The sequence below is a fragment of the Olivibacter sp. LS-1 genome (assembly GCF_008245145.1).
In the GTDB taxonomy this organism is placed as follows: domain Bacteria; phylum Bacteroidota; class Bacteroidia; order Sphingobacteriales; family Sphingobacteriaceae; genus Olivibacter; species Olivibacter oleidegradans.
Map to the genome: position 1 here is coordinate 3,209,583 of NZ_CP041643.1, position 21,449 is coordinate 3,231,031.

23 protein-coding genes are annotated in these 21,449 nt (G+C 39.1%); 14 read left to right on the forward strand and 9 right to left on the reverse strand.

Annotation, left to right across the window (positions count from 1 at the left end):
- From FKG96_RS13015 to FKG96_RS13050, 8 genes are all read left to right on the forward strand, one after another.
- Window positions 1–1,056 carry a nucleoid-associated protein gene (locus tag FKG96_RS13015; RefSeq protein ID WP_130857372.1) on the forward strand — a complete coding sequence of 352 codons (1,056 nt, stop codon included), beginning with the start codon at window positions 1–3 and terminating at the stop codon, window positions 1,054–1,056.
- Window positions 1,057–1,072: 16 nt separating this feature from the next.
- Window positions 1,073–2,152 (forward strand): DUF3810 domain-containing protein, encoded by a 1,080-nt coding sequence (locus tag FKG96_RS13020; RefSeq protein WP_013666307.1) that lies wholly within the window; start codon window positions 1,073–1,075, stop codon window positions 2,150–2,152.
- 168 nt (window positions 2,153–2,320) lie between these two features.
- Window positions 2,321–2,569, forward strand: coding sequence for a type B 50S ribosomal protein L31 (locus tag FKG96_RS13025; RefSeq protein WP_013666308.1), 249 nt, complete (start codon window positions 2,321–2,323; stop codon window positions 2,567–2,569).
- Window positions 2,570–2,669: 100 nt separating this feature from the next.
- The gene (locus FKG96_RS13030; protein WP_130857373.1) at window positions 2,670–3,866 is read left to right on the forward strand and encodes a putative sugar nucleotidyl transferase; all 1,197 of its coding nucleotides are present in this window, start codon (window positions 2,670–2,672) and stop codon (window positions 3,864–3,866) included.
- Window positions 3,867–3,872: 6 nt separating this feature from the next.
- A complete protein-coding gene (tpiA, locus tag FKG96_RS13035; RefSeq protein ID WP_013666310.1) occupies window positions 3,873–4,637 on the forward strand; it encodes a triose-phosphate isomerase in 765 nt (254 codons plus the stop codon).
- Between the two features lie 61 nt (window positions 4,638–4,698).
- Complete coding sequence (gene prmA / locus FKG96_RS13040; RefSeq protein ID WP_130857374.1) at window positions 4,699–5,550, forward strand: 50S ribosomal protein L11 methyltransferase; 852 nt, start codon at window positions 4,699–4,701, stop codon at window positions 5,548–5,550.
- Window position 5,551: 1 nt separating this feature from the next.
- Window positions 5,552–6,913: a UDP-N-acetylmuramate--L-alanine ligase gene (gene murC, locus FKG96_RS13045; protein ID WP_130857375.1), complete on the forward strand. Its 1,362-nt coding sequence runs from the start codon at window positions 5,552–5,554 to the stop codon at window positions 6,911–6,913.
- A 231-nt stretch (window positions 6,914–7,144) separates the two neighbouring features.
- The gene (locus tag FKG96_RS13050; protein ID WP_013666313.1) at window positions 7,145–7,483 is read left to right on the forward strand and encodes a helix-turn-helix domain-containing protein; all 339 of its coding nucleotides are present in this window, start codon (window positions 7,145–7,147) and stop codon (window positions 7,481–7,483) included.
- A gap of 16 nt (window positions 7,484–7,499) precedes the next feature.
- Here FKG96_RS13050 and FKG96_RS13055 read toward each other — a convergent pair whose 3' ends face one another.
- The 4 genes from FKG96_RS13055 to mqnC all read right to left on the reverse strand — a co-directional run bounded on the left by FKG96_RS13055 (window position 7,500) and on the right by mqnC (window position 10,703).
- Window positions 7,500–8,609 carry a hypothetical protein gene (locus tag FKG96_RS13055; protein WP_013666314.1) on the reverse strand — a complete coding sequence of 370 codons (1,110 nt, stop codon included), beginning with the start codon at window positions 8,607–8,609 and terminating at the stop codon, window positions 7,500–7,502.
- An 80-nt stretch (window positions 8,610–8,689) separates the two neighbouring features.
- Window positions 8,690–8,884 carry a hypothetical protein gene (locus FKG96_RS13060; protein ID WP_013666315.1) on the reverse strand — a complete coding sequence of 65 codons (195 nt, stop codon included), beginning with the start codon at window positions 8,882–8,884 and terminating at the stop codon, window positions 8,690–8,692.
- Window positions 8,885–8,999: 115 nt separating this feature from the next.
- Window positions 9,000–9,560 carry an SMC-Scp complex subunit ScpB gene (gene scpB, locus FKG96_RS13065; RefSeq protein ID WP_013666316.1) on the reverse strand — a complete coding sequence of 187 codons (561 nt, stop codon included), beginning with the start codon at window positions 9,558–9,560 and terminating at the stop codon, window positions 9,000–9,002.
- An 18-nt stretch (window positions 9,561–9,578) separates the two neighbouring features.
- Window positions 9,579–10,703 carry a cyclic dehypoxanthinyl futalosine synthase gene (gene mqnC / locus FKG96_RS13070; protein WP_041387426.1) on the reverse strand — a complete coding sequence of 375 codons (1,125 nt, stop codon included), beginning with the start codon at window positions 10,701–10,703 and terminating at the stop codon, window positions 9,579–9,581.
- A 411-nt stretch (window positions 10,704–11,114) separates the two neighbouring features.
- Here mqnC and mtaB point away from each other — a divergent pair, with 411 nt between their 5' ends.
- From mtaB to FKG96_RS13085, 4 genes are all read left to right on the forward strand, one after another.
- Window positions 11,115–12,434 (forward strand): tRNA (N(6)-L-threonylcarbamoyladenosine(37)-C(2))-methylthiotransferase MtaB, encoded by a 1,320-nt coding sequence (gene mtaB / locus FKG96_RS13075; RefSeq protein WP_130857376.1) that lies wholly within the window; start codon window positions 11,115–11,117, stop codon window positions 12,432–12,434.
- Window positions 12,435–12,443: 9 nt separating this feature from the next.
- Window positions 12,444–13,046, forward strand: a complete 603-nt coding sequence (locus tag FKG96_RS13080) for an NlpC/P60 family protein (protein ID WP_130857377.1) — start codon at window positions 12,444–12,446, stop codon at window positions 13,044–13,046.
- The gene (locus FKG96_RS27095) at window positions 13,047–13,172 is read left to right on the forward strand and encodes a hypothetical protein (RefSeq protein WP_256377661.1); all 126 of its coding nucleotides are present in this window, start codon (window positions 13,047–13,049) and stop codon (window positions 13,170–13,172) included. It abuts the gene before it with no gap.
- A gap of 87 nt (window positions 13,173–13,259) precedes the next feature.
- A complete protein-coding gene (locus FKG96_RS13085) occupies window positions 13,260–14,252 on the forward strand; it encodes a 3'-5' exonuclease (protein ID WP_013666320.1) in 993 nt (330 codons plus the stop codon).
- 88 nt (window positions 14,253–14,340) lie between these two features.
- On the opposite strand, the gene dnaB is transcribed toward FKG96_RS13085, so the two are convergent.
- Complete coding sequence (gene dnaB, locus FKG96_RS13090; RefSeq protein WP_013666321.1) at window positions 14,341–15,933, reverse strand: replicative DNA helicase; 1,593 nt, start codon at window positions 15,931–15,933, stop codon at window positions 14,341–14,343.
- A 359-nt stretch (window positions 15,934–16,292) separates the two neighbouring features.
- Here dnaB and rlmB point away from each other — a divergent pair, with 359 nt between their 5' ends.
- Complete coding sequence (rlmB, locus tag FKG96_RS13095) at window positions 16,293–17,060, forward strand: 23S rRNA (guanosine(2251)-2'-O)-methyltransferase RlmB (protein ID WP_130857378.1); 768 nt, start codon at window positions 16,293–16,295, stop codon at window positions 17,058–17,060.
- 3 nt (window positions 17,061–17,063) lie between these two features.
- Here the strand turns inward: rlmB and FKG96_RS13100 are convergent, their stop codons facing one another.
- The 4 genes from FKG96_RS13100 to FKG96_RS13115 all read right to left on the reverse strand — a co-directional run bounded on the left by FKG96_RS13100 (window position 17,064) and on the right by FKG96_RS13115 (window position 20,915).
- A complete protein-coding gene (locus FKG96_RS13100; RefSeq protein WP_130857379.1) occupies window positions 17,064–18,329 on the reverse strand; it encodes a nucleoside permease in 1,266 nt (421 codons plus the stop codon).
- A gap of 40 nt (window positions 18,330–18,369) precedes the next feature.
- Entirely contained in the window at window positions 18,370–18,975 is a 606-nt protein-coding gene (locus tag FKG96_RS13105; RefSeq protein ID WP_041387430.1) for a bifunctional nuclease family protein, read from the reverse strand.
- Between the two features lie 163 nt (window positions 18,976–19,138).
- On the reverse strand, window positions 19,139–20,113 hold the full coding sequence (locus FKG96_RS13110) for an electron transfer flavoprotein subunit alpha/FixB family protein (RefSeq protein WP_130857380.1): 975 nt from the start codon (window positions 20,111–20,113) through the stop codon (window positions 19,139–19,141).
- Between the two features lie 64 nt (window positions 20,114–20,177).
- Window positions 20,178–20,915: an electron transfer flavoprotein subunit beta/FixA family protein gene (locus FKG96_RS13115; RefSeq protein WP_013666326.1), complete on the reverse strand. Its 738-nt coding sequence runs from the start codon at window positions 20,913–20,915 to the stop codon at window positions 20,178–20,180.
- A gap of 161 nt (window positions 20,916–21,076) precedes the next feature.
- Between FKG96_RS13115 and FKG96_RS13120 the strand changes: the two genes are divergently transcribed.
- Complete coding sequence (locus FKG96_RS13120; RefSeq protein ID WP_130857381.1) at window positions 21,077–21,418, forward strand: tetratricopeptide repeat protein; 342 nt, start codon at window positions 21,077–21,079, stop codon at window positions 21,416–21,418.
- Window positions 21,419–21,449: the final 31 nt, after the last annotated feature.

Here is a 21,449-nt window from a genome sequence, read left to right on the forward strand (position 1 = left end):
ATGTTATCATTCTTTGAAGCTTCTTTAACGCAACTATCTATCCATCGTGTAGGAAATAAGGCCTTAGATGAGCATTACATTCTTTCGGAACAACCGTTAACTCTTCAGGACGAGCTATTGCAGAAACTGTTAATGCAATATTTTCTAACGCCTTTCGAGAAAGTGAATGAAGTGTATCGATTGAGCCATAATAGCGGTGAACGGGAGCTGAATGAACTTTATCATTTTGTGCACCTATTCTTTGAAGGGGAGCTCGACTTTCATTCAATGAGCCAGCAGGTTACCAAGCATCTGTACGAGTCTTCCAGCCATCCGAAAATAAAAGCAGGAGAGGTCTATGTCGTGCAGTTCGAAGAAGTACAGCTGGAAGGAGAGAGACTTCGAGGTGTTGGCATCTTTAAATCGGAGACGAAAGAAACCTATTTAAAAGTGTATCCGGAGCATGGCGCTTTTAAAGTAGATTACGAAGAAGAAGCCATCAACATACACAAATTGGATAAAGGTTGTTTAATTGTTGATACAGAAAAAGAAGAAGGTTACAAAGTGTTGGCGGTAGACCAAACGAATCGACAAAATGAGGCGGTCTATTGGAAAGATGACTTCATGCAAGTAACTGTCAGAAATGACAGTTTTCATCAGACAGGTAATCTAATGCAAGTTTGTAAAGCTTTTGTAAACGAGAAATTAGAAGAAGCCTTTGAAATGGAAAAGGCAGACAAGATTGATCTGTTAAACCGTTCGGCCGCGTATTTTAAAGAAAAGGAAGTCTTTCAGCTAGATGAGTTTACAGAAGAAGTACTAGGTAATCCGGCAGCTATCACAATGTTCAGAGATTATAAAGCAAACTTTGAAGAGATGCACGACCTAACAATAGGAGACGGTTTCGAAATTTCCGGTCAAGCAGTTAAAAAGGAATCGAAGATTTTCAAATCTATCTTAAAGTTAGATAAAAATTTTCATGTCTATATCCACGGCAAACGGGAATATATTGAGAAAGGTTTTGATGAAGAAAGAGGCAAGCATTTTTATAAGCTCTACTTTGACCAAGAGAGCTAATTAGCGCGTTTTAAGAATGGGGGAAAAAGTCGTTCAGCAAATTCGGCGAAGTACAGTGCTCGTTGCCGTGCTGGTTCTTTTTTGGTGGCTATCAACGTATAATAGCCTCGTAGAGCGATTCTACAGTGGGAAGCTGTTCCCGGTATTTGCTATTGTCGGACAATCTATAACGGCATGGATTCCTTTTAGCTTAGGCGATTGCTTGTACCTTCTCGGCATTTTGGTCTTTCTCGTCTTTTTGATCACAATAGTTGTCAACCTTTTTCGAAAAAATTATTCGACAGCTCTTGTACGTGCTTTAAAGGCTCTAAACATGGTTTTTGTTTTAATGGTCTGCTTTTATCTTTTCTGGGGAATGAATTATTTCAGATTACCGCTTGAAAAAAGGATGGGACTGCAAATGGAAATCGGAGAATCTTGTGAGCTTTTAGAAGTTACTGCTTTATGTATCGAAAGGGCCAATTCTTTTAGGAAACAATTGAAAGAAACCGATCTGCAAATATCAAACGAAGCAATTTTTCTAAAAGCTCAAAATCTTATAGCAAGCAATAGTACGCTCCAACCCTACATTTTTAGTTATCTGCCAACAATTAAAAGTCCCATTACAAATCTTCAAGTAAATTATACCGGTGTGGCGGGATATTTCAATCCTTTTACTCAGGAAGCACAAGTAAACACCTCAATGCCGATCTTTTCAAAACCCTTTACAGCCTGCCATGAGCTTGGTCATCAGGCCGGTATTGGCTTTGAAGACGAAGCTAATTTAATCGGATTTATATTGTGTACTGAAAGCAAGGATCTGCTATTTCAATACGCAGCCTATTATAATGCCGTCTTTATGTTGCTTAACCAGCTCGCCTTTCAGGATAGAGATGCATATTTCAATATGTTGAAATTGATTGATCCCGCTGTATTGAATGATGCAAAGGAAGAAGAAGCTTACTGGCGGCGGTTCGATGGTGTTTTAACCCATGCCAGTTCCAAGTTTTATAATGAATATCTGCAGCTAAACAATCAGCCTGAGGGCTTAAAACGATACAGTAGGATGACCAAACTGCTCATTGCGTGGAAAAGAAAAATAGCGGCTGATTTTTAGTAATGTGGAAAAATTAGTCGATATATTTTGTTTGATTTGTTTTAATAACTATCTTTGCAGCCTTAAACGAAATTAACAATTAAAAATATATACATCGTTAACCCTTGATATTATTTACCACGACTGTAAAATGACAAAGGGGCAAGATGTTAGTAAACGGTTATCATAATGAAGAAAGATTTGCATCCATCAAACTACAGACTAGTGGTGTTTAAGGACATGTCAAACGACTATGCCTTTATAACTAAGTCTTGTATCGACACGAAAGAGACTATCCAATGGGAAGATGGTCAGGAATATCCTTTGGTAAAACTAGAAATCTCCCACACTTCGCACCCATTTTATACTGGTAAGATGAAATTGGTCGATACTGCAGGACGTATTGATAAGTTCCGTAACCGTTACAATAAAAAGTAAAATCGGTTTAATAATAAAACAGAGTCTCGGTATTTTATCGGGACTTTTTTTATTTTTAGCCCTATACTAGCGGAGCACCAAACCACTAATTTTTGAATTTATGCACATTGTTTTATATGATAATCCTGAACAACGCGTTAATCTCTATCCTTTAAGCTTAACCAGACCTATAGGTGATTTCCGAGTCGGAACGTTAACTATTGCTGAAAAATGGACGAGGTGGATGAACGTATCGGTTTCGTATCTCAGCGCCGACTATCTGCAACTGAAATATCCTTTATCAATAACAGTGGGAGATGTCTTGATCATTAATGGAGGTATTTGCCCCGATGCAACGTTATGTGCCGCACTTGATGGGCTTAAAGTAGGTGAAAAGTTAATTGAAAACAAACAATTTATAGCCGCGAAAACAGATATAAGAGCTTTAGCTGAAGCTTGCGTCAATGACTTTGCTGCTTATAAACCGGTTGTTTATAGGCAGGCTTATACTGCTATCCGTTATCCGGAGGATATCTTTTTACAAAATGGAGCGGAAATAATAAAAGATTTTAACCTATTAACCAAGGGAAGAACTTCTGCAAATATAAGTTCAACAGTTAAGTTGCTGGGTGACGCCATTTTCCTGGAGGAAGGTGCATCGGCTGAATGTTGTACCATAAACACGCTGAAAGGACCCGTCTATATCGGGAGAAATAGTGAGATATGGGAAGGGGCTTTGATTCGTGGACCTTTTTCTTTAGGAGAAAATTCGCAGGTTAAATTAGGTACCAAGATATACAGCAATGTAACTGTTGGCCCGGGTTGCCGTGTTGGGGGAGAATTAAATACGTGTTTGATTTGGGGAAATTCATCCAAAGGACATGAAGGATACTTTGGCAGTGGTGTTATGGGCGAGTGGTGTAATTGGGGCGCAGATACCAATAATTCAAACTTAAAAAATAACTATAAGAACGTAAAACTATATCATTACGGAACGGATGCTTACCGCAACACGGGTTTGCAGTTTTGTGGATTGATAATGGCGGATCATGCAAAGTGCGCTATTAATACAGCTTTCAATACCGGAACAGTAGTTGGCGTTGCTGCAAGTATTTTTGGAGGCGAAGTGCCACCTACCTTTGTGCCCGATTTCTCTTGGGGCGCGGGAGAAAATGCAGGTGTTTATGAATTAGAGAAAATGTTTGAGACCGCAGAGTTGGTTTTTGCTAGGCGTAATTGTAAATTTGACCCTATTGAAGCATCCATCTTACGTAAGGTTTTTGAGATAACAATAAAACAAAGAAATAACAAAATTTAATCAATCATGCGAAAAAAAATTGTTGCCGGTAATTGGAAGATGAACATGGATTACCAAGAAGGAATAAGCCTGTTTTCAGAAGTGGCTAACATGGTAAAAGATGAGGTTATTGGTAATCAGCAAATAATTGTTTGCAGTCCTTTTATCCATTTACATAGTATTGCTTCTTTAGCAAAAGAGAGTGAAAATGTGTCTGTGGGTGCTCAGAATATACATCAGGAAGATGCAGGTGCATACACAGGGGAAATATCAGCAAAGCAAGTACGCTCGACGGGCGCGGAGTATGTAATATTAGGGCATTCTGAAAGAAGGGCTTATTTCGGCGAATCTGACGAGTTACTGGCACAGAAAGTAAATATAGCACTTACACATGGCCTGATCCCGATTTTTTGTATAGGCGAAACAAGAGAAGAGCGCGAATCCGGTGATTTTTTTGATGTTATCAAAACGCAATTAGAGAAAGGTGTTTTCCATCTGTCGGCAAGCGACTTTTCTAAAATAATCCTAGCTTATGAGCCGGTTTGGGCAATTGGTACCGGATTGACTGCAAGCCCGGAGCAAGCACAGGAAGTACACGCTTTCATTAGAAAGCAGATTGAAGCAAAATATGGTGCAGCTGTAGCGGATGAAACCAGTGTGCTATACGGGGGAAGCTGTAATCCCAAAAATGCTCCGGATTTATTTTCACAACCTGACATCGATGGTGGCTTAATTGGCGGTGCCTCATTAAAATCAAGAGACTTTACTGATATAGTAAAGGTTTTTAACTAATTCTATCATTTCAAAGAGGTTTCCGATTGATCAAATGTGGAGACCTTTTTTTTTCGATAATATGGACTATAGTGAACTTACTTTTGTTTGTGTGGGAGGTGAAGAGTGGCAACAGGACCTGTTTATTAATGACCTAGCCGCTCTTGGATTTGATACATTTGAGGATACGCTCTCAGGATTTAAAGCGTATATCGCTAGTGCTTCATTGGACCTGGCTGCTATTGAGCATTTACTACTTACCTTGCCGGAAAACTTTCAAGTATCTTATAGCGTTCAGGAGATTAGTCCGAAAAATTGGAATGCAGTTTGGGAAAGCAACTTTGAGCCAATCACGGTTGATAAGCGCTGTTATGTTCGTGCTACCTTTCACGCACCTAAACCCGATTTTGAATATGAGATTATTATAGATCCGAAGATGGCTTTTGGTACAGGGCATCACCAAACGACATCACTCATGATGGAGTATTTATTGGATAGCCATGTAGCAGGAAAGCGTGTACTTGATATGGGATGTGGTACCGGTATACTCGCGATTTTGGCTGCCAAAATAGGTGCAGAGGAGGTGGTGGCAATTGATTACGATCCCGTTTGCTATGAAAGTGTAAAAGAAAATATTGAGCTAAACCAGGTCCCCGCTATAAAGATATACTGTGGATCAAAGGAAGTAATTCCGCAAGAACCATATGATTTGATTCTTGCCAATATCAATAGAAATATATTGCTCGATCAGTTGCCGACCTATTCTGCGGTTTTAAAACCCCATGGTCAGCTTCTTCTTAGTGGTTTTTACGAAGGAGACGATCTACGACAACTGGAAGAAGCTGCTATTAAACTGAATCTGAAATTTTTGGAGAAAAAAGTGAAAGATCATTGGGTTGCCGCAAAATTTGAACAAAACCATAAAAGAAAATAACATGCGTGTCCATTTTATAGCTATTGGCGGAAGTGTTATGAATAATTTGGCCATAGCATTAGCAAATAAAGGCTATCTGGTGAGTGGTTCCGACGACTTCATATACGAGCCCTCAAGAACTAATCTGACAAAGAATGGGTTAATGCCTGAACAATTAGGCTGGCATCCTGAAAGGATTACGGAAGACATTAATGCTGTAGTGTTGGGTATGCACGCTAAAGCAGATAACCCGGAGCTTGTCAGGGCTCAGGAATTAGGTTTACAAATTTATTCCTACCCTGCATACATTTACGAACAGGCTAAAGACAAGACACGGGTCGTTGTAGGAGGTAGCCACGGAAAAACTACGATCACCTCGATGATTATGCACGTTCTCAAGGAGTTAGGAAGATCGTTTGATTATGTCGTTGGGGCTAAACTGGAGGGCTTCGAAACGATGGTTAAGATCACAAAGGATGCGCCGTTAATCATTATTGAGGGAGACGAATACTTGGCATCAGCTATTGATAGAAGACCTAAGTTCTTACTTTATCACGCAAATATAGCTCTGATAAGTGGTATAGCTTGGGACCACATTAATGTATTCCCAACTTATCAGGAATATGTCGAACAATTTAAGCTCTTTATCGAAAGCATAGAAGAAAAGGGTACGCTCGTATATAATAAAGATGATAAGGAAGTGCAGAATCTGGTTTCTAATAACAATTCTAATATCAATAAACATGGGTATAAGCTGCCTGAGTTTACCATTAATAAGGGAGTAAGTTATCTTAAAACTTCCAAAGGGGAGATCGCTTTACAAATATTTGGAAAGCATAATCTTTCTAATTTGGCAGGCGCTTTTACTGTTTGTGAGTGGTTAGGAATCAGTAGAGAAGATTTTTATCAGGCGATTGGTAGTTTTAAGGGTGCAGCAAGGAGACTGGAGTATGTTGCGGATTATGCCGGAAGCGTTGTTTACAAAGACTTTGCACATTCGCCTTCAAAAGTTAGAGCGTCCATAGATGCAGTAAAAGAACAATATCCGAATAGTAAGTTAGTAGCGATTATCGAGCTACATACGTTTAGTAGCCTAAATGAGGAGTTTTTACAAGAATATTTTGATACAATGAAACAGGCTGATGAAGCCGTTGTATTTATTGATCAAAATTCTTTCAGACAAAAAAATATTAAGCCAATCGAAGCGTTAACTATAAAGAAAGCCTTTAATAGAGACGATATAATATATTTTAACGATGCACAGAATCTAGAAGGGTATATCAGCCAATTGGATCCTCAAGGTAAAAATGTGCTATTCATGAGTTCAGGGAATTTTGGCGGTATAAATCTAGTTAACTTATCAGATAAGTTTTTTAATTTTTAAAAATTATATATATATTTGATATAGTAAGTGCTACAATTGGTTAATACCTACTTCTTCTTGTATACTCTTTGTCTATGGGTCAAGCTAACACACGTGAAAATAATAGTCGAATGAAATGTCTACATGATTAATGAAAATTAAAAAGATGGTGATAATAACTCATTTTGATCATGTGCGGAACTCTACCTACCGGGACAGTCATGAGGCCATTAAAAAACAAATTTTTTACGAATGAAATCTTTAGGAAAAAAAATAAGGTTATTAAGACATCAAAATGGGTGGAGCCAAGAGGATGTTGCTAAAAGATTAGACATATCTATTCCTGCTTTTTCTAAAATTGAAACCGGTATAACCGATATTAATCTTTCAAGGCTTCAACAAATTGCCAAACTTTTTGACATGACAGTGGTGCAGCTTTTGAATTTCAATGATGCTGATGAGCAAAAGAAATATAACTCTGACTTAGAAGCAGCCAATAAGAAGTTGCAGGAAAGAAATAACGAAGTAATCGAATTACAAAAGAAGGTAATCGAACTTTACGAGGAATTAAGAAAGCTTTATGCTAAGTGATGGAAACGTGCTTATGTTAAAACACATATCGTAATGTAGCGTGTTTCTTTCCAAATTGGGCTCCGGTAGCTTTATGGATAGCCAGCATTTCCTTGTTGAAATCGCCAACCCATGAAAGTTCCAGTTCTTTATACTTCTTGAGAGGAAGGACATATTCCTTCAGCTTTATGAAAAGAGCGGATTCAAGTCCATGCTTTTGATAATTTTTTTTCGTTCCCATCACAATTGCTCTCATCCTGTTTACTTTACGTCTGTTCAATAAAAATCGAATGCCGTTTAGCCAATTCATTTTACCTTTGAAGTCTTTAATCAATTGGTTGGCATCCGGTAATATCAAAATAAATGAGACAGGTTCATTATTGATGTAGGCAAACCAAATTAAACGTTCGTCTAGAATCAGTTTCATTTTCTTGAACGATTCGAGGATCGTTTCCATTTTAATAGGCTGAAAATTTTCGAAGTTTTCCCAAGCATCATTGTAAATTTCCATGAAGTCTTTTGCGAAAACTTGTAGGTTGTTTTTCTCGAAATGTTTAAAGGTATAACCCGGTTTTTCCATCACCCAATTAGCAATCCGAGTAAAACGTTCAGGAAATGGCTTATTAACTTCTAAATAGTTTGTAATCTGTTCATATATGGTTTTGAAGCCATAACTGAGAAAAAGGTTTAGATAATAGGGCTTATGATAATTCATGCCATAGGAAGGCTGGGTAAATCCTTCTACTAATAAGCCCCAAAAGTTATCATTCTCGCCAAAATTAATCGGACCATCCATGCCCCTCATCCCTCTGTCTGCTAGCCACTTCTTTGCAGTATCAAATAATTTACCAGCTGCATCTTGGTTATCAATACATTCGAAAAAGCCGATACCGCCTATGGGACATTCTGATTTATAGGCCTTCTCATGGTTGATGAAAGCCGCAATTCTTCCAATGGGTTGATTATCTTTAAGCAATAACCATCGCGCACATTCTCCGTGCTTATGAAAATTGTTCTTTTGAGGATCGAAAATTTGGCGTATGTCGTTATCTAATGGACAAATCCAGTTGCTATCATCTTTATATATTTTTTTAGGAACATCTAGAAACTGCTTTTCCTGCCTTTTGTCGTTTACTTGGATTATCATTCTTTCCCCAAAACATTAATAAAAAAGCACTCAGCATAAATACTAAGTGCTTTATATTTTATAATACGGTGATTACAAGACTAATAGTCGTCATCATCGTCAAAATTGTCGAAATTGTCAAAGTTATCCAAATCATTAAAATCGAAGTCATCTTCATCTTCATCGTCAAAACGTCTTGTTGGTTTTGAATCATTAGGTTTGATACCTGATTTACCCGCTTTTTTTGCTGGATTATTTGATCCAATTTTTTTGTCTGTCTTTTTTGGCGTTTTCATTTCCAATTCTACTAGTTACGCTTGTTTTATATTGTTTGGTTTTGTGCTGATAAAATTACAAAGATTTTAAAACAGTCAAGTAATTTATTGAAAAAATAATACAAAAAAATGGAAGCTATTCCGTTGATTCTCCTATACTTTGTTCTTCAGTTAAGATGTCTTTCAATTTCGGTAAATCCGCCGTTGAATTGATCCCAAAATAGTCCATAAATAGTTTGCTTGTCGAATATAAGAGCGGCTTCCCAATAGCTTCAGATTTTCCACTGATCTGTATCAGGTCTTTTTCCAATAGTTTCTGTATGGAATAGTCGCAGCTCACTCCCCTTATTTGTTCTATTTCAAGCTTGGTTATAGGCTGCCGATAAGCTATTATAGCCAGCGTTTCAAGCGCAGCTTGACTCAATTTCTTTTTAGATCGATGGATCTGAAGTTGATTAACAATTTTATTGTACTCTTTCTTCGTTAAAAATTGATAGCCGTTATTAATATGATACAGTTGAATGGCAAATGCGCTGTCAGCGTATTTTGATTCAATAAGCTTAATTGCATTTTCTACGTCCTCGTTTGATAGCTCCAAGTCTAAGGCATCTCGAATAATTTGCTTAATGTCAAAAAATTCCACGCTCTGTTCAGAAGCAAAAATTAATGCCTCAATATGCTGTACGATGTTCTCCATGAAACGTTAACCTATTAATTAATAGTCGATGATTTGTTCTTGAATACCTGATGGGATTTCCCTGAAGTCATACTTTTGTGTACGCAATTGCGGTTCGAAGCCAGCTTCTTTGATCGCATCTTGTATCGAGCGCGACGTGAATCGATGCGGAGCGCCGGCAGCTGAAACGACATTCTCTTCGATCATAATAGATCCAAAATCATTAGCTCCGGCATGTAAACAGAGCTGCGCCACGCGTTTGCCAACGGTCAGCCAGGAGGCTTGAACGTTTTTTATGTTGGGAAGCATAATCCTGCTCAGTGCAATCATACGGATGTATTCTTCACCACTTACATTATTGGTGATTCCTCTTACTTTCTTTAATAGCGTGCCGTCGTCCTGGAAAGGCCATGGAATGAAGGCAATAAAGCCATAGGCTCCTTCCGGTTTTTCGCTTTGGACTTCTCTGATCCATACAAGGTGTTCAAAACGCTCCTCGACGGTCTCAATATGTCCAAACATCATAGTGGCTGAAGTTGGGAGATTAATTTGATGGGCGGCCCGCATTACATCTAACCACTCTTTTCCGCCACATTTGCCTTTTGAAATCAGACGTCTAACACGATCATTTAATATTTCTGCTCCGGCTCCCGGGAGCGAGTCTAAACCGGCTTCTTTTAAGGCGCGGAGAACTTCGATATGACTCATATTCTCTAATTTAGCAATATGAGCGATTTCCGGAGGCCCAAGCGAGTGCAGTTTTATGGTCGGGTATAGTTCTTTTAGCTGCTTAAACAAATTGGTGTAGAAATTCAAGCCAAGATCGGGATGGTGCCCGCCCTGTAACAGCAGCTGATCTCCACCGTATCGTATCGTTTCCTCGATTTTTCGCTTGTAGGTATCTATATCCGTAATATAGCTTTCTTCGTGCCCGGGTCGCCTGAAAAAATTACAAAATTTGCAGTTAGCAATACAAACATTGGTTGTATTTACGTTTCTGTCAATTTGCCACGTAACCTTTCCGTGAGGTACTTGTATTTTTCGAAGCTCGTTGGCTACATAACTTAGTTCAGCAGTTGAGGCGTACTGATGCAAATATATACCTTCTTCTTTCGATAAGAATTCAAAATTAAGCGCCCTTCGAAGTATTTGTGTAGTATCCATTGAAAATGCCTGATTATACATTGCAACGTTACTTCCTGTAGAGATGCATTGTAGACCTTGCAAACTTAGCTATTTTTGCGAGGATATCCAATCAAGTCGCGAGGTTTACGGTGCGTTGTTTGCAAGCTATAGGACGGCCTGTACGGTTGTCTTGAAGAACGATAGCACTACTTGTAAATAGCTGTTCATATTTGTCATAACTGTATCGAAACTAGTTGCATTTATATAAAAACTGAGACAGTTCCTATAATAAGCCTAAAGAAAAACGTATTTTTGCCGCTGACAATTTAAAACCTTGTTTAAGGTGCACAACAAAGTTGTTTAATGTAAGATTGAATTGATATGGACCTTACTTTCATGGCGCATTTGACGGAGCATTCATCTTGCATTTTGAACGCAAAAACTAATTAAATGGATAAGAGAGTAGCATTTTATACCCTTGGCTGCAAACTTAACTTCTCTGAAACTTCTTCTATCGGACGGATTTTTCAGGATGCAGGTTATCAAACTGTGCCTTTTAACGAAAGAGCGGATGTTTATGTTATCAATACCTGTTCGGTGACGGATAATGCTGATAAAAAGTGCAGAAAAGTGGTAAAAGAGGCTTTGAAATATTCTCCTCAGGCTTATATTACTATTGTGGGTTGCTATGCGCAATTAAAGCCCCGGGAAATAGCCGAAATTCCCGGAGTTGATATGGTGCTTGGCGCAGCAGAAAAGTTCAATATCATTGAGCATATTAACGACTTAACCAAACAGAAAAAGGCAATTATACATAATGCACCTATTGAGGAAACCAATGTGTTTGTTCCGGCTTTTTCGTTTGGTGATAGAACAAGAACTTTTCTTAAAGTACAAGACGGTTGCGATTATTCTTGCACATTTTGTACCATACCACTTGCACGCGGAGCCAGTAGAAGTGGAACCATTGAATCGTTGGTTAAACAAGCCAAAGATATTGCTGCATCGGGTGTAAAGGAAATTGTATTGACAGGAGTTAATATCGGTGACTTCGGTATTAGGCAAGGCCAGCGGGAAGATCGTTTTTTGGATTTGGTGAAAGCGTTGGATGCGGTCGATGGGATTGACCGTTTTCGGATTTCGTCCATTGAACCCAACTTACTGAGTAATGAAATCATCGATTTTGTAGCCTCGTCCAAGCGATTCGTGCCCCATTTTCATATGCCCTTACAATCAGGATCTAATAAGATCTTAGGGCTGATGCGTAGACGATATAAACGAGAACTCTATGCTGAAAGGGTAAAAAGAATTAAAAGTTTAATGCCGGATTGTTGTATAGGAGTAGACGTCATTGTTGGATTTCCCGGCGAAACACGGGAAGATTTTTTACAAACCTATGAATTTCTTAATGATCTAGACATTTCCTATCTACATGTCTTTACCTACTCAGAAAGGGAAAATACGATAGCTTCACAAATGGAAGGGGCAGTGCCGGGGAGTGCCAGATCGGACAGAAGCAAAATGTTACATATCCTTTCTGAAAAGAAAAGACGGGCATTTTATGTTAGTCAGTTAGGCAATGAGATGGAAGTGCTTTTCGAAAGTGACGTAAAAGAAGGATATATGCACGGCTTTTCGAAGAATTATGTTAAAGTACGGGCTAAATACGACCCTTTACTCGTAAACGAAATAAAAACCGTTCGGCTGCTGAATATAAGCAATGAAGGAGAAGTAGATGTGGAAGAAGTAGAATCTTTTGTTGAACATTAACAACAATACATGCGGCTTCCGATTCAAAATATCACCTTTATTTTGCTAGCGATTATACTGATGGGAATGTTGACAAGCTGTTTGAGCAGACGGCGAGCTACATCGTCCGTTCTAAAACGTGAAAACTATCATCGAAAGAAGGGAGATATTTTAACAGATGTTTCAGGAACTTCCGGATTTTATGTTAGCTCAGGGAACCTGCTTACTGACTATGCCGGTTTATTGGGGGTTGAAACCAGTGAACTGAAAAATGAAAAGCTTTATCGCTTTATAAACGATTGGATTGGTACTCCTTACGCTTATGGAGGAACAACAAAAAACGGTATAGATTGTTCGGGATTTGCGGCGATACTGATAAGTGAGATTTATGGTAAAAGTCTTCCGCGAAGTTCGGAGGATCAAGCAAATGCCGTTAAAAGAAAATATGAAAGGCAGCTGAAAGAAGGAGACTTGGTTTTCTTTAGTTTTGGAGGTTCGAGCATCAATCATGTAGGAGTCTATTTGCATAATGGCAGATTCGTTCATGCTTCAACCTCAAAGGGAGTTATTATAAGCAATTTAAAGGACGGTTGGTATTACAAATCTTTCAAAAGAGCAGGAGCGGTCAAATAAATGAAAGAGAAAGACGAAGAGAATTTTGGTTTTTGGACGCAATATAAGCAGTTTGCAAAAAACGAATTACTGCTATATGCGATCATGGTTATAGGAATTGTATTAGGCATCATTTTTTTTGGATAAATGGATGTTCTTGCTAATAGATATACCAGGCATGATCCCTTTCTACCAACCAATAAAGTAAATTAGGAATTCATAAAAAAAGAAGAAATGATCTTAAACCTAAAACGCCCATTGGCATTTTTTGATTTAGAAACAACAGGCGTAAACGTTGCTTCGGATAGAATTGTAGAAATTTCAATCCTTAAAGCGATGCCAGACGGAAGTGAACAGGTAAAAACCATGCGTATAAATCCGGAGATGCCCATTCCATTAAGCTCTTCACTTTTACACGGAGTATACGACGAGGACATCAAAGACGCTCCAACCTTCAAGCAAGTTGCACAAGAAATTGCTGATTTCTTGGAGGATACGGATTTGGCCGGTTATAACTCCAATAAGTTTGATATCCCTGTTCTGATGGAAGAGTTTCTAAGAGCGGGAATTAATTTTGACATTGAAAACAGAAAATTCGTCGATGTTCAGAATATCTTTCATCAAATGGAGCAGCGTACATTGAAAGCAGCTTATAAGTTTTATTGTGATAGAACTTTGGAAAATGCCCATAGTGCTGAAGCTGATGTTCGTGCTACCTATGAAGTGTTGTTAGCCCAAGTGCAGCGTTATGACGGCGTTGAATGGGAAGACAAAAGCGGCAATAAATCGATACCTGTAAAGAACGATGTAGACGCGCTTCACCGATTTACCAATTTAAATAGACCGGTTGATTTTGCGGGCCGTATCATTTACGATGAGAATGGCGTTGAGGTTTTCAGTTTTGGTAAGCATAAAGGCAAAAGCGTAGTGGAAGTGTTCAAGATAGAGCCAAGCTATTATTCCTGGATGATGCAAGGTGACTTTCCGTTATATACCAAGCGCTGTATAGAAAAAATATGGACCGATTTCCGCAATATACAACATAATAGAGGCGCTAACGTTAAACCTTCAAATGCCTCAGATGTAGCGATACAGCCGAAAACAAAGCCCTATGGGGGAAATAAACCCTATAGCGGTAATCAACATTTAGATAAGGCTAAAGAGAAGAAAAGTGGCCCTATCACAGAAGATATGCTGAAGAGTTTACAAGATAAGTTTAGGAAATAGTTAAACTGAAAAATAGTTAGGTAAGGAAGTAGTTAAGTTGGAAATAGCAACCGACTACTTAACAACTAAACTACTACTTATTTGACAACTAGAAGGGAGCTTCGTCATCCATGTCGTTCATTCTGGAGGGACGCGTAATGATTCCGCCCATATTCCCAAATTCTGACGATGGCATCATACCGGCAGAAAAAGGATTATCATCAGTCATAGTTCCTGAGTCCGCAAATGACCCGCCACCGAAATCTTCCTCTAGATCTTGGAATTTAACATATTTACCGACAAACTTCAGCGGTACAATGGTCGTTTCACCATGTCTGTTTTTAGCAATAATGACTTCCCCTACACCGGCAGTTGGTCGGCCCTCTTCATCTTCCGTCATGCCATAATACTCCGGTCGGTATAAAAACAGTACCATATCGGCGTCCTGTTCGATAGACCCAGACTCCCGTAAATCAGATAGCATAGGCCTTTTTGAGGCTCCCGGACGACTTTCAACTGCACGACTCAATTGGGAAAGGGCCAGTACCGGAATATTAAGCTCTTTCGCCACCGATTTTAGCGCACGTGATATACTACCGATTTCTTGCTCACGATTTCCACCGCCTTTCCCTTCAGCTTTTCCATGCATTAATTGCAAATAATCCACAATCACCATCTGTATATCGTATTGTGCTTTTAAACGCCTGCATTTGGCTCGAAATTCAAATACATTCAGTGCCGGCGTGTCATCAATCAGTAAAGGGGCCTCTGTTAATTTTCCGATCCGTGAGTGGAGCTGAGTCCATTCATGATCTGCTAAGGTTCCTTTTTTGAGTTTTTCCTGTTCTATTTCGGTTTCACCGGAAATAAGGCGATTGACCAACTGTACAGAGGACATCTCCAATGAAAAAACGGCGACAGGTTTATCATGCAGCACAGCCGCATTGCGTGCACAGGTTAGAACAAATGCCGTTTTACCCATAGCTGGACGGGCAGCTATAATAATCAAATCGGATGGCTGCCAACCCGAAGTAATACGATCTAATGCTGTAAAGCCTGAGGGAACTCCAGTAAGCGAATCCGTTCTGTCGCGTAACTGTTCTAAGTTATTAACCGCTTCCCGCATGATATCGTCCATCTTGCGGGTATCTCGCCTTAAATTGTTTTGAGCTATATCAAACAAACTTTTTTCTGCGGTGTCGAGCAAATCAAAAATATCCGCAGTATCTTCATAAGCATTGTTTATAATTTCGGTTGAAATTTTAATCAATTCTCGTTGTATATACTTCTGAGATATAATACGAGCATGATATTCAATGTTAGCGGCAGAGACAACTCTGTCCGTCAGCTGTGTTATATAGTAAGCTCCCCCGACCATTTCCAGTGCACCCATTTTTCGGAGTTCAGCGGTAACCGTCAATAAGTCAATTGGTGAAGATTTTTGAAATAAGTTGACGATGGCTTCGAAGATTTTCTGGTGCGCATCTTTATAGAAAGTGTCTACTTTCAGAATATCAATAACTGTTGATAGCGCATCTTTTTCAACCATAAGTGCTCCTAAAACAGCTTCCTCTAAATCCACTGCCTGAGGAGGTAGCTTACCAAGGCCACTAACCATATTCCCTAGTCGATTTTTGCGCTCGGCAAAAGTTCCTTTCTTAGCGGTATTTCTTGATGAATAATTTTCGTTTTCGGAGTTCATAGCACAAATGTACTTAATTTATAATCCCTTCTGAGCTTGAGTTTCTCACAATAGTGAATAACGAAAAATGTTAAGCATTGAATCTGTTCTCGTTAGCCTGTTAGATATTCACAAATGATGTGAATAAAATGTTAATCATTGCGTAAAGTATTTTAAAATCAATTGCTTAAAACTAATGTGAATAACTTTTTATATGTTAGTTTAGATGTGCTTAACAATTTTAGGAAAGAAAGAAACAAGAGATTTCTCATGAATCTACGGTATGAAAATTGCGGCTAAAATGAATTAAATATATCATAAAAATGAAAAAAGGATATTGAGAATATATTTGGTAACTTGCACGCCTAATTTACATAAGCATGCGTCAATTTTCAAAACCCATAAAAAGGGAAAGCAATCAAATGGTTTTTGGTATTAGAGCGGTAATTGAAGCTATTGATAGTGGAAAGGAAATCGAATCTTTATTTATACAGCGAGGATTGACCGGCGAGTTATTTAAAGAGTTGAAAGATGTTTTACGTAATAGAAATATCAGTTATCAGCAAGTTCCGATAGAGAAGCTCGATCGTATAACCCGGAAAAATCACCAGGGGGTCATCGCCGTTATCTCGCCGATTACCTATCAAAAAATAGAAGACGTTATTCCAACTATATACGAAGAAGGGAAGGTGCCATTGATATTAATATTGGATGGTATTACCGATGTCCGTAACTTTGGCGCGATAGCACGTACTGCTGCTTGTGCCGGGGTGGATGCGCTGGTAGTTCCGACTAAGGGATCGGCTGAGATTAATCCGGACGCTATTAAAACATCCGCAGGAGCTCTATATAAAATCGCCGTTTGCCGTCACGAAAGCTTAACGCAAGTAATAAAGTTCCTTCAAGAGAGCGGTTTACAAGTTGTAGCATGTACTGAAAAAACGGGAGACACTATTTATAAACCCGATTTTAAGTCACCAACAGCAATTGTAATGGGAGCAGAAGATACGGGTATATCTGACAGTATCATACGGAATGCCGACTATTTAGCCAAGATTCCCATGTTTGGCGACATTGCATCCTTAAATGTGTCTGTAAGTGCGGGTGTAATTATTTATGAAGCAATTCGGCAACGGGTTAACCAATAAGGATTAACCTGTCATTTCTTTCATTTCTTCCAGGGCCGAGGGGTCATGTTTGTGCTTAAAGAGGAATGAAAATAAGAACGCGATCACAAGCGCGTAAGCAGCGAAACAAATCCAGATCTCTTGCCACATCATCTGTCCACCCATTTCGGTAAAATAATGTTCAATCACGTAGCCACTGATTGAACTTCCGAGGATAGCGCCAAAACCGTTCGTCATCATCATGAACAAACCTTGAGCAGATGAACGGATATTAGCTCCCGTACTTGTTTCGACGAAAAGAGATCCCGATATATTGAAAAAATCAAAAGCCATTCCATACACTATGCAGGACAGAATGATCATCCAAAGTCCGCTTATCGGATCAGCATAGGCCAATAAACCAAAACGCAATACCCAAGCCAACATACTGATCAGCATAACCTGCTTGATACCAAAACGTCGTAGAAAGAAGGGAATGGCTAGAATGAAGATTGTTTCGGAAATTTGAGAAATGGATAATATGATAGTGGAATGTCTTACTACAAAAGAATCAGTATAGATTGGATTTTTACCAAAATCGGATAGATAAGCGTCTCCGTACATATTTGTCAGCTGTAATGCTCCGCCTAGAAACATGGAAAAGGTGAAAAAAAGCGCCATTTTTGGATTACGAAACAGCTTAAAGGCATTTAATCCCAAGCGCCCACTAAGAGACGCATTTTCAGATTTCGATTTTAATGGAGGGCAAGGAGGGAGGGTGAAAGAATAAATTCCCAACGTAATTGCAGCGATGGCGGAAATATAGAACTGCCCCCCTAAGGCCTTGTTGCCGGTAAGATCCGTCATCCACATAGCTGCAATAAAACCAATGGTACCCCATACACGAATAGGAGGAAAGTCCTTAATTACATTGTACTTATGTTTTTTTAACAGAATGTATGCAATTGAATTAGATAGGGCTATTGTTGGCATATAAAATAACATGGCCATCAAAATCACCCAAAAGAATGTTTGAGGATCTTGTACATGAGGTAGGTACAGAAACGTGCACCCGAATAGAATGTGCAAAATGCCATAAAGAAACTCTACATTAATCCATTTGTCGGCGATGATGCCGGTTAACGCCGGCATAAATAAAGAAGAGATTCCTAGTGTAGAAAAAATAGCCCCAAATTCACTGCCGGACCATTGTTTATGCTGAAACCAATATACGCCAACTGTAATCATCCAAGCTCCCCATACAAAGAACTGTAGAAAGCTCATGAGCGTCAATCTAAGTTTTATAGACATATTTATGTAAAGCTCAGCTTATGTTGCATTTCTTTTCGAATTATGACGACTTTCTTCGAGATATTTCATCACGTATTTTAGCCGCTTTTTCATAAGCTTCTTCTTGAAGTGCTTGTTGAAGTGCTGCTTTTAGTTCATCGTCGGTGTAGGATGCATAGGCAGTTTTCGAGCTTTCTGCCACAGTAGATTGTTCCTCTCTAGGGGTTTCCAGGTTTTCTAAAAACACAAAATCATTTCCCTCAATAACGATTCCTGCGGATGCAAGAATAAACTCATAAGTATAGATTGGGCAATCAAATCGTATGGCCAGAGCGATAGCGTCGGAGGTCCTGGCATCTATTTCGATATCTTTTTTTCCATTATTGCAAACTAACTTTGCATAAAAAATTCCGTCAACTAGATTGTAAATAATGACTTCATGAATGGAAATTCCGAATGTAGAAGCAAAAGTTTTGAACAAATCATGCGTAAGAGGTCTGCTGGGAGTAAGTTTCTCGATTTCAATGGCAATCGCTTGCGCCTCAAACCCTCCGATAATTATAGGAAGTCTTCTGCGGCCATTAACTTCACCTAATACTAAAGCATAAGCCCCGGATTGTGTCTGGCTGTAAGATAATCCTACTATTTCTAACTTGATCTTATTCATTTCTCGCAGGCAAATATGCAAAAAGCATTTCATAGCGGCGCTATTTTTTTTATAATAGCGCTTTATGAATATAAATTTTTTTCTTTATAATAAAATTCAGTCTCCTCATGTCCAAAAGAGTACGATACCTCCTTATCAAAAGAAGTAGCTAATATCGAAAATTTCAGCCATTTTTATATGATCTGACTGCTGCTGTAATTTTTGGAACGATCTCAAAGGCATCTCCTACGATACCGTAATCTGCCACTTTAAAGAAAGGAGCTTCCGGATCTTTGTTGATAACTACTATTGTTTTTGAAGAACTTATCCCTGCTAGATGCTGAATGGCGCCTGAAATTCCGATAGCGATATACAGATTGGGACTTACCGCAATGCCGGTTTGGCCGACATGTTCGGCATGGGGACGCCAGCCTGCATCCGATACGGGTTTCGAACAAGCAGTTGCAGCCCCGAGCGCTTCGGCCAATTCTTCTATGATACCCCAATTTTCCGGCCCTTTTAATCCTCTGCCTCCTGATACCACAATTTCTGCTTCGGGTAAAGAAACCTTGTCGGTGGCACGAATAATTTCTTTTACAACAGTGGCAAAATCATCGGGAGAAGGCTGGTTTTCAAATGCAACAATTTCTGCGTCCACAGGGCTCTCCCTTAATTCAAAGGCGTTTGCATTTAAGGCAATAACTTTAACAGCTGAATTCAATTCGGTGACCGCGAATGCCTTGCCTGAAAATGCAGTTTTTTTAACACGTAATATACTGCCTTCAATCGTTGGTAACTCCACCACACCATTTGCTAAACCAGCAACGAGTTTTGCTGCCAGCCGCGGGGCCAATCCCTTGCCACTGAACGAATTGGATAGCACAACAATGGACGAATTTTCTTGCCTCGCGGCTGCTTCTATAATGGATGCATAAGCTTGATTTACGAAAGATTTAAGTTTATCTGAATTAGCAGTTAATATTCTATTTGCGCCGTATTTGCTTAGTCCTTTAAGGTTTTCATCCTTTACATCGCCAATAGAAAGTGCAACTAAGGGCTGATTAATGGTGTTCGCGATGGCTTTAGCATAAGAAACCACTTCATGTGCGGATTTCTTAAAGACACCTTCTATATTCTCTACAAATACTAATACCGACATCTTTTTTCGATTTAAATTATTGTATATGGTTTTACCTCAAAGTATGGGTCTTTTTAATGCCATACTAGATTACACGTGCTTTTGTATGTAATAGTTCAATTAATTTTTCAGGTTCGGCCGCATCTATTAGCGTAACTGCTCCCCTTGGAGCAGGACTTTCATATTGCACTATTTTGGTTAGTGTTTCCACTTCAATGGCTTCAATAACCTCCAACGGTTTTGTGCGAGCAGACATGATGCCTCGCATATTCGGTATGCGCGGTTCTGCCACGCCTTCTGCAGTCCCGACAACCAAGGGTAGGGGACTGGAAATAATTTCCTTACCGCCCTCGATCTCACGTTCTACCAATGCCGTTTTCTCATGAATATCAATTTTTTTTGCGATAGAAATGGACGGAATGTTAAGAAACTCTCCTAAAAAACCAGCTACCTGTACTCCGTTGTAGTCAATAGATTCACGACCTGTCAAAATCAAATCAAATTGCTTTCCATTTGCATAGTTTGCAATCTGTTTGGCTACAAACCAGGCATCGCGTGGTGCGGCATTAACTCGCACAGCATCGTCTGCTCCTGTGGCTAGTGCTTTTCTAATGGTTGGCTCAGTGCTTACCTCGCCTATGTTTATTACCGTAACAGTCCCTTTACCTCCTTCTGCTAATTCGATCGCTCTGGCGAGCGCTATTTCGTCATAGGGATTGATGATAAATTGAATACCTGTATTGTTGAAAGAAGTTTTATCTTCAGAAAATGTGATTTTTGACGTAGTGTCCGGAACATGACTGATACACACGAGTATTTTCATAATTGCTGCATTTAAATAATAAATTGATTCCCCGCTTGAACCAATGATAGAGGAAGTTATCTTCTGTCTTTGTGAAAAGAACCGTACTTTTTTATCTTTGGCTTCTAAAGTTCTAAAGATAGGAAAAATCACATAATAATTAAATTTTAACCGCTGAATCTATGAGCAATGACCGTTTGGAGCAACTTTTTAAATTTCTAGAGGCAAGTCCTGATGAACCTTTTATTTTATATGCAATTGCTACAGAGTACGTTAAAAGGGAGAATTCGACTAAAGCCTTACGTTATTTTCAGGAACTTGTAGATAAGCGGCCGGATTATGTCGGTACTTATTACCATTTTGGTAAACTATATGAGTCATTGGGAAGGGAAAATGATGCGATAGCCACCTATCAAAGAGGTATGGACGTAGCGAAGCAAGCGAATGATATGCATGCTTTCTCCGAACTTCAAGCGGTTTATAATAACATCCTAGGAATAGAGCCGGACGAAGAGGACTGGTAAATAAGTAACAAAACAAATATAGCGGCGAAGT

Bases quoted from the DNA above. Each gene is read 5' to 3' on its own strand.
- FKG96_RS13050 (WP_013666313.1), top strand. From the start codon at position 7,145: ATGAAATCTTTAGGAAAAAAAATAAGGTTATTAAGACATCAAAATGGG.
- FKG96_RS13015 (WP_130857372.1), top strand. From the start codon at position 1: ATGTTATCATTCTTTGAAGCTTCTTTAACGCAACTATCTATCCATCGT.
- scpB (WP_013666316.1), bottom strand. From the start codon at position 9,560: ATGGAGAACATCGTACAGCATATTGAGGCATTAATTTTTGCTTCTGAA.
- FKG96_RS13100 (WP_130857379.1), bottom strand. From the start codon at position 18,329: ATGTCTATAAAACTTAGATTGACGCTCATGAGCTTTCTACAGTTCTTT.
- FKG96_RS13115 (WP_013666326.1), bottom strand. From the start codon at position 20,915: ATGAAAATACTCGTGTGTATCAGTCATGTTCCGGACACTACGTCAAAA.
- FKG96_RS13025 (WP_013666308.1), top strand. From the start codon at position 2,321: ATGAAGAAAGATTTGCATCCATCAAACTACAGACTAGTGGTGTTTAAG.
- FKG96_RS13085 (WP_013666320.1), top strand. From the start codon at position 13,260: ATGATCTTAAACCTAAAACGCCCATTGGCATTTTTTGATTTAGAAACA.
- rlmB (WP_130857378.1), top strand. From the start codon at position 16,293: ATGCGTCAATTTTCAAAACCCATAAAAAGGGAAAGCAATCAAATGGTT.
- FKG96_RS13110 (WP_130857380.1), bottom strand. From the start codon at position 20,113: ATGTCGGTATTAGTATTTGTAGAGAATATAGAAGGTGTCTTTAAGAAA.
- prmA (WP_130857374.1), top strand. From the start codon at position 4,699: ATGGACTATAGTGAACTTACTTTTGTTTGTGTGGGAGGTGAAGAGTGG.
- mtaB (WP_130857376.1), top strand. From the start codon at position 11,115: ATGGATAAGAGAGTAGCATTTTATACCCTTGGCTGCAAACTTAACTTC.
- FKG96_RS13105 (WP_041387430.1), bottom strand. From the start codon at position 18,975: ATGAATAAGATCAAGTTAGAAATAGTAGGATTATCTTACAGCCAGACA.
- FKG96_RS13060 (WP_013666315.1), bottom strand. From the start codon at position 8,884: ATGAAAACGCCAAAAAAGACAGACAAAAAAATTGGATCAAATAATCCA.
- FKG96_RS13080 (WP_130857377.1), top strand. From the start codon at position 12,444: ATGCGGCTTCCGATTCAAAATATCACCTTTATTTTGCTAGCGATTATA.
- FKG96_RS13055 (WP_013666314.1), bottom strand. From the start codon at position 8,609: ATGATAATCCAAGTAAACGACAAAAGGCAGGAAAAGCAGTTTCTAGAT.
- FKG96_RS13020 (WP_013666307.1), top strand. From the start codon at position 1,073: ATGGGGGAAAAAGTCGTTCAGCAAATTCGGCGAAGTACAGTGCTCGTT.
- FKG96_RS13030 (WP_130857373.1), top strand. From the start codon at position 2,670: ATGCACATTGTTTTATATGATAATCCTGAACAACGCGTTAATCTCTAT.
- mqnC (WP_041387426.1), bottom strand. From the start codon at position 10,703: ATGGATACTACACAAATACTTCGAAGGGCGCTTAATTTTGAATTCTTA.
- FKG96_RS13120 (WP_130857381.1), top strand. From the start codon at position 21,077: ATGAGCAATGACCGTTTGGAGCAACTTTTTAAATTTCTAGAGGCAAGT.
- tpiA (WP_013666310.1), top strand. From the start codon at position 3,873: ATGCGAAAAAAAATTGTTGCCGGTAATTGGAAGATGAACATGGATTAC.
- murC (WP_130857375.1), top strand. From the start codon at position 5,552: ATGCGTGTCCATTTTATAGCTATTGGCGGAAGTGTTATGAATAATTTG.
- FKG96_RS27095 (WP_256377661.1), top strand. From the start codon at position 13,047: ATGAAAGAGAAAGACGAAGAGAATTTTGGTTTTTGGACGCAATATAAG.
- dnaB (WP_013666321.1), bottom strand. From the start codon at position 15,933: ATGAACTCCGAAAACGAAAATTATTCATCAAGAAATACCGCTAAGAAA.